Annotated in this window: 11 protein-coding genes; 5 read left to right on the top strand and 6 right to left on the bottom strand. The window is 73.0% G+C overall.

The genetic code is table 11. From position 1 onward, the window contains the following. The first annotated feature begins 101 nt into the window (after positions 1 to 101). Positions 102 to 1,412 (top strand): ABC transporter substrate-binding protein, encoded by a 1,311-nt coding sequence (locus tag ABZ016_RS20610; RefSeq protein ID WP_356918076.1) that lies wholly within the window; start codon positions 102 to 104, stop codon positions 1,410 to 1,412. Between the two features lie 42 nt (positions 1,413 to 1,454). Here the strand turns inward: ABZ016_RS20610 and ABZ016_RS20605 are convergent, their stop codons facing one another. Then, positions 1,455 to 3,356 (bottom strand): hypothetical protein, encoded by a 1,902-nt coding sequence (locus tag ABZ016_RS20605; protein ID WP_356918075.1) that lies wholly within the window; start codon positions 3,354 to 3,356, stop codon positions 1,455 to 1,457. A gap of 201 nt (positions 3,357 to 3,557) precedes the next feature. Then, positions 3,558 to 4,943: a transcriptional regulator gene (locus ABZ016_RS20600; RefSeq protein ID WP_356918074.1), complete on the bottom strand. Its 1,386-nt coding sequence runs from the start codon at positions 4,941 to 4,943 to the stop codon at positions 3,558 to 3,560. A 427-nt stretch (positions 4,944 to 5,370) separates the two neighbouring features. Between ABZ016_RS20600 and ABZ016_RS20595 the strand changes: the two genes are divergently transcribed. The 3 genes from ABZ016_RS20595 (at position 5,371) to ABZ016_RS20585 (ending at position 8,519) form a co-directional block, all read left to right on the top strand. After that, on the top strand, positions 5,371 to 6,033 hold the full coding sequence (locus ABZ016_RS20595; protein WP_356918073.1) for a bifunctional DNA primase/polymerase: 663 nt from the start codon (positions 5,371 to 5,373) through the stop codon (positions 6,031 to 6,033). A 105-nt stretch (positions 6,034 to 6,138) separates the two neighbouring features. Beyond that, complete coding sequence (locus ABZ016_RS20590; RefSeq protein WP_356918072.1) at positions 6,139 to 6,930, top strand: ABC transporter ATP-binding protein; 792 nt, start codon at positions 6,139 to 6,141, stop codon at positions 6,928 to 6,930. Continuing rightward, on the top strand, positions 6,927 to 8,519 hold the full coding sequence (locus ABZ016_RS20585; RefSeq protein ID WP_356918071.1) for a transporter: 1,593 nt from the start codon (positions 6,927 to 6,929) through the stop codon (positions 8,517 to 8,519). Before ABZ016_RS20590 ends, ABZ016_RS20585 begins: the two co-directional genes overlap by 4 nt. Before the next feature lie 24 nt (positions 8,520 to 8,543). Here ABZ016_RS20585 and ABZ016_RS20580 read toward each other — a convergent pair whose 3' ends face one another. Then, entirely contained in the window at positions 8,544 to 9,563 is a 1,020-nt protein-coding gene (locus tag ABZ016_RS20580) for an alpha/beta hydrolase (RefSeq protein WP_356918070.1), read from the bottom strand. A gap of 585 nt (positions 9,564 to 10,148) precedes the next feature. Then, positions 10,149 to 10,841, bottom strand: a complete 693-nt coding sequence (locus tag ABZ016_RS20575) for a metal-dependent transcriptional regulator (protein WP_356918069.1) — start codon at positions 10,839 to 10,841, stop codon at positions 10,149 to 10,151. Between the two features lie 303 nt (positions 10,842 to 11,144). Between ABZ016_RS20575 and ABZ016_RS20570 the strand changes: the two genes are divergently transcribed. Continuing rightward, a complete protein-coding gene (locus ABZ016_RS20570; protein ID WP_356918068.1) occupies positions 11,145 to 11,900 on the top strand; it encodes an SIS domain-containing protein in 756 nt (251 codons plus the stop codon). Positions 11,901 to 11,939: 39 nt separating this feature from the next. Here the strand turns inward: ABZ016_RS20570 and ABZ016_RS20565 are convergent, their stop codons facing one another. Continuing rightward, a complete protein-coding gene (locus tag ABZ016_RS20565; protein WP_356918067.1) occupies positions 11,940 to 13,403 on the bottom strand; it encodes a PAS domain-containing protein in 1,464 nt (487 codons plus the stop codon). 75 nt (positions 13,404 to 13,478) lie between these two features. Further along, positions 13,479 to 13,892, bottom strand: coding sequence for a RidA family protein (locus tag ABZ016_RS20560; RefSeq protein ID WP_356918066.1), 414 nt, complete (start codon positions 13,890 to 13,892; stop codon positions 13,479 to 13,481). Positions 13,893 to 13,948: the final 56 nt, after the last annotated feature.

Raw genomic sequence — 13,948 nt, 5'->3', positions numbered from 1 at the left:
TCCACATCAGTCACCCTTACCCCCGTAATTCACCTGCGCGTCACCCATTGTTGACCCGAGATCACTGACGGGTTAGTCATGTGGCGGAATCGTGCGGAACCATGACCGGCAGGCGACGCACCCGCAGCACATTCCTCCCCGGCCTCCTCACCCGTCACGCCAGACACGGCGTCCTCTCCGCGGGCACGGCGGTCGCGTGCGCGTCGCTGCTCGCCGGCTGCGGGGTCGTCCCCGGCACCACGGGGGGCGTCGGGGACGACCCGATCACCGTCATGACCTGGGCTCCCCAGGACACCAGGGCGACCAACAAGCCCGGCATGCCCGCCTTCGCCCGCGCCTACGCCCGCTGGGTCAACGCCAAGGGCGGGATCAACGGCCGCAAGCTCAACGTGCTGACCTGCAACGATCACAACGACAGCGTGGCCGCCGCGAAGTGCGCCCGGCGGGCCGCCAAGGAGAACGCCGTCGCGGTCGTAGGATCCTACAGCCAGTACGCCGACTCCTTCTTCCCGTCCCTGGAGGGCGCGGGCATCCCCTACATCGGCGGCTACGGCATCACCAACGCCGAGTTCACCAGCCCCCTGTCCTACCCGGTCAACGGCGGCCAGCCCGCGCTGCTCGCCGGTCTCGGCAGGTCGCTCGCCGACTGCGGGCCCGTGGCGCTGATCCGGCCCGACACCATCGCGGGCGACCAGCTGCCCCCGCTGCTCGACTCCGGCCTGAAGGCGGGCGGGCACCCGGCCTCCCGGGACCAGCGGGCGGCGGAGGACGCCACCGAGTACGACGGCCAGGCCGCGCGGGCGCTACGGGCGACGACCACCGACCCGGGGGACGAAGGGTGCGTGGTGCCCGCGCTCGGGGACCGCAACGGCACCTTCATGGACTCCTTCCGGCGGGCCCGCGAGGACTATCCCGGCGTCCGGACGGCGACCGTGCTCGGCAGCGTCGACCAGACGGTGATCGACGCGACGGGCGGGGCGTCGGGGCCGTACGAGGGTTCGTACATCACCGGCTGGTACCCGGTGGCGAGCGATGCGCGCTGGGACGGGATGAAGCGGGTCATCCGGGACGAGGCCTTCGACGACAACCGGATCGACCCGGCGGACGCCGGGGTGCAGACCACGTGGATCGCCTACACCGTGTTCCGGAAGGTCGTCGAGTCACTCGGCAGCGGCGAGGTGACCGCCGACACGGTGACGGAGGCCCTCGACAACGGCCTCAGGGTCAGCACGGGCGGTCTCACGCCCACGCTGCGGTGGCGGTTCCAGGACAAGCTCGCCTCCGTCGGCTTCCCGCGCCTGGTCAACGCGAACGTGACGCTCCAGGTGGTGCGGCAAGGGCGGCTGGTGTCGGCGCGCAAGGGCTTCGTCGACATGACCAGGACCCTGCAGAACGCCGACGTGAACTACTGAGCGCCCGGCGCAGCGGTTCGTCCCCGGCCGGATCGCCTCACGTCACAGCTGCGTCGGCCGGCGCTCGGTCAGGCCGTACTGCTTGGCGATCCCGTTCCACAGCTGGGCCGCCTTGGTCTTCTCGGTGCTCGCGACACCGCTGGCCCGGTTTCCGGCCTGGGTCTGGCCGGTGACCCGGGCCTGGCCCTTCTTGCAGCCCTTCTTGCCGGCGGTCTGGTCCGCCCAGGACGCGTAGTGGTTGTCGGCCGAGGCCGAGGCCTGCCACGCCTTGGTGAGGGCCGTGGTCAGCGCGGCGTGGTCGGGCAGCTTGTCGACCGTGATGCCGCCGAGCCGGGTGACCAGCTCGCCCCGCTGCCTGGCCGCGTCGCGCAGGTCCTTGGCGGCCTGGGCGAGGTTGTCGCAGGTCTTGACGTCGGCCACCGCGTTGATCACGGTGCTGCGGCTGTCCCCGCTGTCGGCGAGCAGCTTGTCCAGCTCGACCGCCTGCGCCCGGACCGGGTCGGCGGACGGTGAGGCGGACTTCTGCGTGGCGGGTGCCGAGGCGGCCACGGTCTTGTTGTCACCGCCGTCGTCGTCACCGCCTCCGCCACCGGCGAGCATCGCGCCCGCGCCGACGCCGAGGACGGCTATGCCGATGCCGACGGCCGCGATGACCGGCACGCGCGAGCCGGTACGGCCGCCTCGGCCGCCCCGGCCGCCGGGCTCGTCGGCCGGGGCGAAGGAGGGCTGCGGAGCGCCGTAGGAGGGCTGCTGCCTCGGCTGCGGCTGCTCGATGCGGGGCATCTGCTGGGTGGCCCCGGCCGGGCCCTCCGCGCCCTGCTCGCTGCGGAAGAGGTTCTCGAACCCGGCGGGCGGCTGCTGGTCCGTGCCGGGCACCGGCGCGATGTACTGCGTCGCCTCGGCGTCCGGGTTCGAGGCGGGCGGCAGCGGCCCGGCTCCCGCACCGGCCCGGGGCCCGGTCCCGAGGAAGGTGGTGGCTTCGGGGTCGTGTCCGGCGGGCGTCTCGGGCGGCAGTGCGCCCGGGCCCACCGGGGGTATGTACTGCGTCGCCCCCTCGTCGGCGGGTGCGGCGGCGACGGGCGGCAGGTACTGCGTGGCCGCCGCGGCCGCGTCCCCGGCGACGGGCGGCAGCGGGCCTCCCCCGGAAGGGGAGTTGTACGTGTCGCCGGCCTGCGGCTGCGAACCGCCCCCGGCCGGGGAGCCGTACGCGTCCGCGGCCGGCGGCAACGGGGCGCCCCCGGAGGGCGAGTTGTAGGTGTTCCCGGCCTGCGGCTGCGAACCGCCCCCGGCCGGGGGACCGTACTGGCCGGAGGGCGCGGGCAGGCCACCCCCGGCGGGAGCGCCGTACGGGTCGGCGGCCGGGGGCAACGGGCCTGCCCCGGACGGGGAGTTGTACGAGTCAGCGTTCGGCGGCTGCGAACCGTCCCCGGCGGCGGGGCCGTAGTGGCCCGGGGCGGCAGGCAGGCCGCCCCCGGCGGGAGCGCCGTAGGGGTCGGCGCCGGGAGTCGGGTGCGCCGTGCCCGGGGTGCCGTACGGGCCGGTTCCGGCTGGCGGCTGGGCGTCGCCCGCGGGGGTGCCGTACGGGTCGGTGTACGGGTTCGGGGGCTGGGTGCCCTCGGGGAACGCGCCGATGGCGGGCTGCTGGGCGTCCCAGGCCGGCGGTTCCGTCCACTGCTGGGGCGGCGGGGACTGCCAGCTCTGGCCCTGCGCCGGGGGCGGGGTCTGCTGGTCGGGACCCCACGGCTGGCCCCAGGTCTGGCCGCCGGCGGGGGCGGAGGCCGGGGGCTGGCCGGTCGGGGGCGGGCCGGGCCGGCGGCCGGCCGGGGCGTCACCGGGTCCGCCCGTCATGCCCGGCAGCAGGGGTTCGCCACCGTCGGAGGGCAGCACGATGCCTTCGCGCGCGGGGCGCGCCGAGGGCTCCTCGCCCTGTCCACTCTGCGTCACCGGGACTCCTACTTATGGGGGACCTTGTGAATCGTCGGGTCACGCTACCGGGTCCCCAGAGCCCCGTGCCACGCAGCACAGGGCCTGACCTCAAGCCCTGTGAGCGCGGTAACACAACCGGGTCATGGCGCGCTGTTCATGTCACCTCCTGCTCGCCAAGGGTCCGTTTCCCGCATGTTCACGCATCCGCGGACCCTGTGTTCACGCCGCCGTCTGGAGGTCCAGCCGCGCCCCGAACTCCCTGACCACCGCTTCGTCCCGGTACGGCTCCAGCCGCTGCTGGAAGTCCTCCAGGTACTCGGCGCCCCGGTTGGAGCGCACCCCTTCCAGCAGTTCCACGGCCTTCATGCCGGTGCTGCACGCCTCTTCGATCTCGCGCTGCTGCACCTGTGCCGTGGCCAACAGCACATATCCGATGGCCCGGCGGCGTGCCCGTGACTCGGGATGCCCGGCCAGCGACTCCTGTGCGCACCGCGCCGCCGCCTCGGCCTGCCCCAGGTCCCGGTGGCAGTGGGCCAACTCGTCGGCGAGGTAGGCCTCGTCGAAGTGCGCGATCCACACCGGGTCGTCCCCGGCGGCCGGGTCGGCCGACTCCAGGGCGCTCACCGCGCGCCCGGCCGCGACCTGGGCGGCGCGCGCGTCGCCCAGCAGGGCGTGCCCGCGCGCCTCCGCCGCGTGGAACATGGACTCCGCCCGGGGCGTCACGCGCCCCCGCGCCCCCTCCTGCGCCGCCCGCGCCAACTGGGCGATCTCCCGCGGGTTCCCGAGCTGCGCGGCGAGGTGGCTCATGGAGGCGGCCAGCACGTACCCGCCGTAGCCCCGGTCCCCGGCCGCCTGGGCCAGCCGCAGCGCCTGGATGTAGTAGCGCTGGGCCAGACCCGGCTGCCCGGTGTCCACGGCCATGTACCCGGCGAGTTCCGTCAGCCGCGCCACCGCCGCGAACAGGTCCCGGCCCACCGCCTCCCGGTACGAGCCCGCCAGCAGCCCGGAGACGACGCTGTTGAGGTAGTGCACGACGACGGGGCGCACATGCCCGCTGCCGTACTGGTGGTCGAGGTCCACCAGCGCCTGTGTCATGGCCTGCACCGCCTGCACGTCGGACTGCCCCACCCGCGGCCCCGCCGTGCGTGACACCTGGCCGTCGGGTGCGGAGATCAGCCAGTCGCGGCTGGGCTCGACCAGCGCGGACGCGGCGACGGACGAGCCGGACAGGAAGTCCCGCCGCCCCACGTCACTGCGCCACAGTTCGCAGACCTGCTCGATGGCCCCCAGCACCGTCGGCGAGAACTGCAGGCCCACGCCCGAGGCGAGGTTCTTGCCGTTGGCCATGCCGATCTCGTCGATCGTGACCGTACGGCCCAGCTTGCGGCCCAGCGCCTCGGCGATGATCGCCGGGGCCCGGCCCCGCGGCTGCTGCCCGCGCAGCCAGCGCGCCACCGACGTCTTGTCGTAGCGCAGGTCGAGACCGTGCTCGGCACCGCACATGTTGACCCGGCGGGCGAGGCCGGCGTTGGAGCATCCGGCTTCCTGGATGAGCGCCTGCAGCCGTTCGTTCGGCTGACGGGCGACGAGCGGCCTTGCGGCCATGGCGTACCCCCTGCTGTCTGGCGGTGCGCCTACGGGGCGCCGAAGCCTGTGCCGGGACGACGACCGTGCTCAGCCCTTCGGGTCTGCGCGCGCTCGTCGTCCCGGCACAGGCGCGCCCCTCGGCTCACCGCCGTGTGGCTGCGGTGCCTGCCCACGCACCGAGTTGACGTGTCTTCCGCGGCCGAACCCCTCGCGTCCCGGCGAAAAGATCCGGCCGTGAAGATCAATGCCCCGCCGACCAGGCGAAAATGCGAGGCATGTGAGGATTGCCGGGTAACGGCTGTTGCCGGCCCCACTCGTGGCTACCCAGCCGCGGCCACGGATCCTCCTGCGCGCCCCCGGACATGCACCCATGCGCCCCGACGACGGGCACGGTGCTCCTCCCCGCGCACGCGGGCGGGCGTAACCCCTGGTGACGACCAGAGTTGTGCTCATCGTGGAAGAGACGATCGCCGGCACCGAAGCCGCTCAGATCCCGAAGCAGCGCGGGGAATCGCTGCTGGAGACCGCTGTTCGCTACGCCGAGGAGCGCCACTGGGACGTGTTCCCCGGCACCTGGCTGGAAGCCGTCGACGGCGCTCAGCACTGCTCCTGCGGTGACGCCGCGTGCCCGGCGCCCGGCTCGCACCCGGCGCGCCCGGACTGGGCGACGCAGGCGACGGGCAGTGCGACCGTCGCGCGGCGGATGTGGCAGAAGCAGCCGACGGCGTCGATCCTGCTGCCGACGGGGCGGACGTTCGACGCGATCTCCGTGCCGGAGACGGCGGGGTTCCTCGCGCTCGCGCGGATGGAGCGGATGGAGCTGACGCTGGGGCCGGTGGCGTTGACTCCTGATCGCCGGATGGAGTTCTTCGTGTTGCCCGGTGCTTCGGTGAAGGTGCCTGATCTGGTGCGGAAGCTGGGGTGGTCGTTGGCGTCGCTGGATCTGACCGTGCTGGGGGAAGGGGCGTATGTGGCTGCGCCGCCCACGCGGTTCGGGTCGCGGGGGGCTGTGCAGTGGGCGTGCCGGCCTACGCCCGCGAATCGGTGGTTGCCGGATGCGGAGGAGTTGATCTCGCCGTTGGCTTATGCGTGCGGGCGGGATCGGTAAGCGCCCTGTCGTCTGCCTGGTTGCCGTTGTGTGGCGGCCGCGGGTTGTCCGTGGTTGATCGCGCAGTTCCCCGCGCCCCTGAAGAACGTCACCGTAGGGTGCAAGGTGACGGAGGGAGGCGCGGTGGGATCCAGCGCGGTGCGGGTGCGGGGGCTCTGGAAGCGGTTCGGGGAGCAGGCCGCTGTTGCCGGGGTCGATCTCGATCTGCCGGCGGGCAAGTTCATCGGGCTCGTCGGGCCGAACGGAGCGGGGAAGACCACCACCCTGTCGATGGTGACCGGGCTGCTCAGGCCCGACCACGGGACCGTCGAGGTGGTCGGGCACGACGTGTGGCGCGACCCCGTCGAGGTGAAGGCCCGGATCGGGGTGCTGCCGGAGGGACTGCGGCTGTTCGAGCGGCTGTCGGGGCGGGAACTGCTGGCGTACACCGGGCGGTTGCGCGGGCTGCCCGGGGCCGAGGTCGACAAGCGGGCCACCCAGCTCCTCGATGTTCTCGATCTCGCCGGTGCCCAGCACAAACTCGTCGTCGACTACTCGACCGGCATGCGCAAGAAGATCGGGCTCGCCGCCGCGCTCCTCCACAACCCCGAAGTGCTGTTCCTGGACGAACCATTCGAGGGCGTCGACCCGGTCTCCGCCCAGACCATCCGGGGCGTCCTGGAGCGGTACACCGCCTCGGGCGCCACGGTCGTGTTCTCTTCCCACGTCATGGAGCTCGTCGAGTCGCTGTGCGACTGGGTCGCCGTCATGGCCGCCGGGCGGATCCGTGCCACCGGCACCCTCGCCGAGGTGCGCGGGGACGCGCCCTCGCTGCAGCGGGCGTTCCTCGAACTCGTCGGGGCGCAGAGCCGGGACGCCGGGTCCGACCTCGACTGGCTGGGCGGCGGGTCGCGGTGAGCGCCCCCGCGATCACCCCCGTCTTCGTACGGCTGAAGCTGTCGCTGCTGCGGGGCGGGCTGCGGCAGTCCGGCGGGCGGAAGGCCGCCTACATCGCCTCGGCCGTCTTCGCCCTGCTGTTCGCCGCGCTGCAACTGATCGGCCTGATCGCGCTGCGCGGGCACGCGCACGCCGAGGCGCTGGTCATGCTGGCCGTGGCGGTGCTGGGACTCGGGTGGGCGGTGATGCCGCTGTTCTTCCCCAGCGGTGACGAGACGCTCGACCCGACCCGGCTGGTGATGCTGCCGCTGCGGCCCGGGCCGCTGGTGCGGGCCCTGCTCACGGCCTCGCTGGTGGGTATCGGGCCGCTGTTCACGCTGTGCCTGCTGATCGGTTCCGTGGTCGCGGTGGCGAGGGGCGGGGCGGCGTTCGCCGTCGGGGTCGTCGCAGTCGTCCTGGCGCTGCTGGTGTGCGTGGCCCTCGCGCGGGCCGTCGCCGCCGCCAACGTACGGCTGCTGACCAGCCGCAAGGGCCGGGACCTCGCGGTGCTGAGCGGACTCGTCGTCGCGATCGGCGCCCAGGTCGTCAACTTCGGCGCGCAACGGCTCGGCGCCTCGGGGCTCGGCGAGCTCGATCCGGCTGCGGACGTGCTGCGGTGGGTGCCGCCCGCGTCGGCGATCGGCGCCGTGCACGCGGTGGGCGAGGGGTCGTACGGGGTCGCCGCCGCCCAGCTGGCCCTGACCGCGGGTGCCCTGGCGGCGCTGCTCGCGGTGTGGTCCCGGCATCTGACCCGGCTGATGACCTCGCCCGACGGATCCACCCTGCCCACCGCCGGGACAGCCGCCCGCCGGAGGTCCTCGATCGGCCTCGGACGGCTGCTGCCCTCCGGCCGCACCGGCACGGTCATGGAGCGCAGCCTGCGGTACGTGTGGCGCGACCCGAAGACCAAGGCCGCGTGGGTGACGTCGCTGGCCATCGGCCTGATCGTGCCGGTGTTCAACGCCTGGCAGGGCACCGGGTCCGTGTACTTCGCCTGCTTCGCCGCCGGGATGCTCGGCATCCAGATGTACAACCAGTTCGGCCAGGACACCTCCGCGTTCTGGATGGTCGCGATGACGATCTCCTCGCCGCGTGACGCCTACGTCGAGCTGCGCGCCCGCGCGCTGGCCCTGCTGCTGATCACCCTGCCGTACGCCACCCTCGTCACCGTGGTGACGACCGCCCTGCTGGGCGACTGGGAGCGGCTGCCCGAGGCGCTGGGGCTGTCCTTCGCGCTGCTCGGCGCGATGCTCGCGACCGGGGCCTGGACATCCGCCCGCTTCCCCTACTCCATCCCGCAGGAGGGCTACAAGAACGTCGCCCCCGGGCAGACCGGGCTCGCCTGGATCTCCATCTTCGGCGGGATGATCGCGGCCGCCCTGCTGTGCGCGCCCGTCATCGCGCTCACGATCTGGCTGAACGTGAGCGCGGGGGGCGACGACTGGACGTGGCTGCTGTTCCCGGTGGGGTCGGCGTACGGGGCGGTGCTCACGGCGGCGGGGCTGCGACTGGCCGCTCCGCGGACGGCCCGGCGGCTGCCGGAGATCCTGGGGGCGGTCAGCAAGGGCTGAACCAGGGGCTGACCGCCGCCCGCGTCAGTCGGTGTCGAGGGCGTCCAGGAACGGCTGGATGGCCGCGCGCCAGGCCTCCGGCTGGTCGTAGTGCACCAGGTGGCCGGCGTCGGCGACCTCCGCGTACTGGCCTCGGGGCAGGACGCGGACCATCTCCTGTGCCTCGGCGCGGCCCAGCTCGCCGTCGAGGCCGCGCACCACCAGGGCCGGGCAGCGCACCTGGGCCAGCTCCTCCCAGTGCGCGTCGTACACCCAGGTCTCGCGGGAGCGGAGCATCTGGTCCGGGTCGAAGACGGGGCGCCAGCCGTCCGGGGACTCGGCCATCACCTCGGCGTAGAACTCGCCGCGGGCCGGATTGGGCCGCTCCACCCAGGGGTCGTCCTCGCCGAACCACTTGCGGACGTCGGCGAGCGTGGCGAACGGCAGCGGCCACGAGTCGAACCACTGGGCCCACTCGCGCTGCGACGCGGCACCGAGCGCGGAGGCCCGCATATCGCAGATGATCAGACCGCGGACCAGGTCGGGACGCCTGGCGGCGAGCTGCCAGGCGGTCAGCGCGCCCATGGCGTGGCCGATGAGGACGACCGGGGCGAGGCCGAGCTGTTCGAGAGCGGACTCGGCGTCGTCGACGTAGGCCTCGCGGGTGAAGGAGGCCCGCGGGGGCTTGTCGCTGCGGCCGTGGCCGCGCTGGTCGAGGGCGACCGCGCGGTACCGGCCGGAGAGCCAGCGGGCGGTGAACGCCCAGTGTGAGGCACGGCCCATGAGACCGTGCAGTAACAGCACGCCCGGGGAGCCGTTCGACGCGGACGGGGCGGCCTGCTGCCCGGCCGGGGCGGCTCGCCCGTCCTCCGGGGCCCGGCGCTCTCGGCCGTCCCTGCCGTCTCGGCGGTCCCTGCCGTCCTGAGGGCCATGCTCGCCCTGCGGGCCGTGGGCGTCCAGCGGCCCGTGGGCGTCCTGCGCCGGATCGGGCTTGGGCGGGTCGCCGAACTCCCAGGCCGCGAGGCGTACGCCGCCCGTCCCGGTCACGTCGATGCGTCGCGCCATGTCCTGGCACCCCCCAAGCTTCGCGCGGACCGTGGCCGTCGCGGGCCGGTCGGTCCTGTGAACCGTGTTCTGCCTGCTGTGCCTTGTGCTGTGCCTCTTGCTGAGTCTTGTGCTGAGTCGTGCGCTGTGACGGGCAGACTATCGAATGGGCATTCGAAGATGCTGTTCTCGCGGGCAACACCCCTCGTTCGAGTGACCATCCCTGGGGATTGATCGCCGCTGCCGAGGGGAGATCTTCAGCGGGAGGCGGACCGCTCGGGGAAACCGGTCCGAGGGGAATGACCCTGAGAGCTCGGGGCTCCGGGTCAGCACAGGGGAGGACAGGCCCCGGCGCCACACGGCGCCGGGGCCCTCCGCGTCTTCACGGCACATCCTCCCGCCCCTCCCCGGCCGGGCGACATCACTGCCGAGCCGCGGCCAAGCGCCCTCAGGTCATATGCCTCACGCGACAGCGTCGCACGGGAAGCGTACGAGCGCTGCCATTCGACGGACTGAACACCGGATCCGACAGGATCACGCCACAGCGCCAATCCCCACGAGAAGAGCGGGAGTTGACGCCGACCCCCGGCCGGCGGAAGGCCCGGATCAGGGCTTGGCCACGAACACGTGGGAGGCGATGTCCGACTCCAGCTCGGCCGCCTCGCCACCGCTGCCCACCAGCACACCGCCCGGCGACTCGGTCACGCTCACCACCGAGCCGGGCTGCACGCCCGCCCGGCGCAGCGTGTACATCAACTGCGCGTCCGTCTGGATCGGCTCGCCGATCCGGCGCACCACGACCGTCTTGCCCTCGGCACCCGGGTCGAGCGTGGCCAGCGACACCATGCCCTCGTCGAGGAACGGGTCCGCGCCGTCCTTCTCACCGAGCTCCTCAAGACCCGGGATCGGGTTGCCGTACGGCGACTCCGTCGGATGCCGCAGCAGGTCCAGCACACGGCGCTCCACGGCCTCGCTCATCACGTGCTCCCAGCGGCACGCCTCCGCGTGGACCTGCTCCCACTCCAGGCCGATCACGTCGACCAGCAGACACTCGGCGAGCCGGTGCTTGCGCATCACGCGCGTGGCGAGACGACGCCCCTCGTCGGTGAACTCCAGATGCCGGTCGCTGGCGACGGACACCAGACCGTCGCGCTCCATCCGCGCCACGGTCTGGCTGACCGTCGGCCCGCTCTGGTCGAGCCGTTCGGCGATACGCGCGCGCATGGGGACCACACCCTCTTCCTCCAGCTCGAGGATGGTGCGGAGATACATCTCCGTGGTGTCGATCAGTCCGGACATACATGCCCCTCGAATGAGTTCTGCCGGAGGCTGGACTGCTCACCGGCGCGTGCGCTGGCCCTCCACCCAATTCTGCCGGATACCACCGACAACCGTGCCGCGGTGGGAGAAGCAGGAGGTTACAAGGTCCGGCGGAAGGGTACGTACCGCCCCCACCGGCCCGTCGCACGCCCTCGGGAGCCCGCGCTCACGGCCTGTCCCGGCCCCTCGTGGCCCCCGACGGCCGTATTGACACCACCATGGTCCAGACCGCACCGTGATGCGCGACACGCGCCCACCGAGGCCACCCCGAAGGGACCCCAGATGAGCGACCGCGCGCCGGCCGGCCAGTTCCTCGACGCCGCGATCGGCCTGCTCCAGCGGGTCCGCGACGAGGAGGCCGACAGCATCGCGGCAGCCGGGACGCTCCTCGCCGACACCGTCGCCGACGGGGGCCGCCTCTTCGCCTTCGGCGCCGGGCACTCCTCCCTCGCCGCACAGGACCTCGTCTACCGCGCCGGCGGCCTCGCGCTCATGAACCTGCTCGCCGTACCGGGCGTCGTCGGCGTCGACGTCATGCCCGCGCCGCTCGGCTCCGCCCTCGAACGCGTCGACGGCCTCGCGAGCGCCGTCCTGGACAACTCCCCGCTCCGCGCCGGCGACGCCCTGCTGATCATCTCCCTCTCCGGGCGCAACGCACTCCCCGTGGAAATGGCCCTGCACGCGCGCGCCCTCGGCGCGAAGGTCATCGGCGTGACCTCGGTGGCGTACGCCTCGGAAACGAAGTCCCGGCACAGCTCGGGGACCTACCTCAAGGACCACTGCGACCTCGTCCTCGACTCGAAGATCGCCGTAGGCGACGCGGAACTCACCCTCGACAACGTCCCGGCCCCCTTCGCCCCCGCCTCCACGGTCGTCACCTCGGCCCTCCTCCAGGCCGTCATGGCCACGGCCTCCGCCACCCTCGCCGACCGCGGCATCGAACCCCCGCTGCTGCGTTCCGGCAACGTCGACGGAGGCCACGACTGGAACGACCGCGTGATGCGGCAGTACGCGGACCGCATCTTCTACCGGCACTGAGCCCAGCCCCCCCCCGGACGGGGAAGCCGAGGCCGCCGCTCACTCCGGCTCAGCCAACCCCGCGAGATCCAGCGCCGCGGCGATCCGCACCGCCACGTCCTCCGCGTACACCGCGTCGGAACGCTCGAAGGCACTGCGCCCCGCGCCCCGCAGGAACGTCACCACACCCAGCGTCCGGCCCCGGCTGCGCAGCACCGCGCACAGGGCATGCACGGCGTCCTGCGGCCACTGACGGGCCAATGCCCAGCCCCGGGCCTCCTCGGCCGGGACCGCGCCCGCGCTCGCCCGGACCGCACCGACCCGCTCCACACACTGCAACGCCGGATGCCCCTCCGCGTACCGCACGGGCAGACCCGCCCGGCCCGCCAGCCTGCTCGGCCCCGGCGCACCCGACGGGGTCGCCGCGACCCGGACCAGCCGCACCGGCCCCTCCGCCTCCGCATCCGTCAGCGCACCCCCGGCCACCCTGTCGATCAACGCGTGATCCGCGAACCCGGCCAGGGCGAAGTCCAGGTGGACGGTCGCCGCCTCCGCCGGATCCTCGCACTCGGCGGCGGCCCGCGACGCCCGGTGCAGCTGCTGCGTACGGAACCGCAGCAGCGACGCCTCCTGCTCACCCTGCTTGGCCTCCGTCACGTCCTGGAACAGCCAGCCCACACCCAGCGGCACCGGCTCCTCCGCCAGCGGCGACGCCAGCCGCAGGAACCCGCTCCGCCAGCAGCGCCGCCGCTCACCCTCCGGCGTACGCACACTCACCCACACCTCGGCCGGCGCGGGCGGCGCACCCTCCGCCAGCACATGCTGCAGCGCGCTCTCCAGCTCCTCCACGCCCTGCGCCAGCAGATCCCCGAGCGGCCGCCCCAGCACCGACGTACGCCCCGTACCCAGCGCCTTGGCCGCGTGCGCGTTCACCACGGCCGGCCGCAGATCGACGTCCACCAGCACCACACCCCAGCTGGCGTCCTCGAACAGCGCCTCGCTCAACGCGATCGACCGCTCCAGATCGATCTGCGCGTGCACCTCGCTGAAAGCGCAGTACACCCCCGCCGGCTTCCCGTCGGGCCCCAGCACCACCGCCGACTGCGTCCGCACGAGCACCCGCCCGCCGTCCTTCGTCACCAGCGCGAACTCGTGCACCTGACGCCCCGGGGCGTGCATCGCCGACAACAGCCGGCTCTCGACCTCCTCGGCGTCCGCACTGCGCACCGCCCACCCGGCCAGCCCACGCCGCCCCACGGCCTCGTCCGCGCTCCACCCCAGGATCCGCTCGGCCTCACGGTTCCAGTGCGTCACGACCCCGTCGGCGTCGAAGGCACACAGCGCCGCGTCCATACCGTCCAGCAGGGCGGCGAGCAGATCCGAACCGCCCGAGGCCGCACCGTCCCGCTCGGGCTCGTCGGGCCCCAGCTCGTCGGTGGTCCCACTACGCCGGGAAGCACTCACCTGAACCCCCTGCAGGCCGCGTCCGCACGTACCGCACGTCGGTTCGCTACTTGCAATCATTCAACTGGAAGGTGACCCAGCGCACACCGAGTTCCCACAACATTGAAAGAATCGTTGTACGAGGCGATCCCCACGTCAACGCCCCGGAGACGAGTCCCCGCCGCCGCTCCCCCTACGCGCGTCCACCTCGATCTCGATCTTCATCCGGGCATCCGCCAGCCCGCACACCACCATCGTCGCGGCCGGCCGAACCTCCCCGAAGCACTTTCTCAGCACCGGCCAGCACGGCTCGAAGTCCTCCCGATCGGACAGCAGGTACCGCACCCGCACGACATCCGCGAACGACGACCCGGCCTCCTCGAGAGCGGCCCCGATGTTCCGCAGACACTGCTCGGCCTGCTCCACCACGTCCTCGGAGATCGTCATGTCCGCGTAGTCGAACCCGGTCGTCCCCGACACATGGATCCGGTCCCCGTCCACCACGGCCCGGGCATACCCGATCCGCTCCTCGAACACCGAACCGCTGAGAATCGCCCGCCGCTCTGTCATGCGCCGAACGCTAGGGCGGAGATCGTCCATACGTCCACTACGAACCGAGGCATGCT

Source organism: Streptomyces sp. NPDC006372 (genome assembly GCF_040612515.1).
GTDB lineage: Bacteria > Actinomycetota > Actinomycetes > Streptomycetales > Streptomycetaceae > Streptomyces.
The sequence above is the reverse complement of the archived record's forward strand: the minus strand, read 5'-3'. Positions and strand labels throughout refer to the sequence as shown.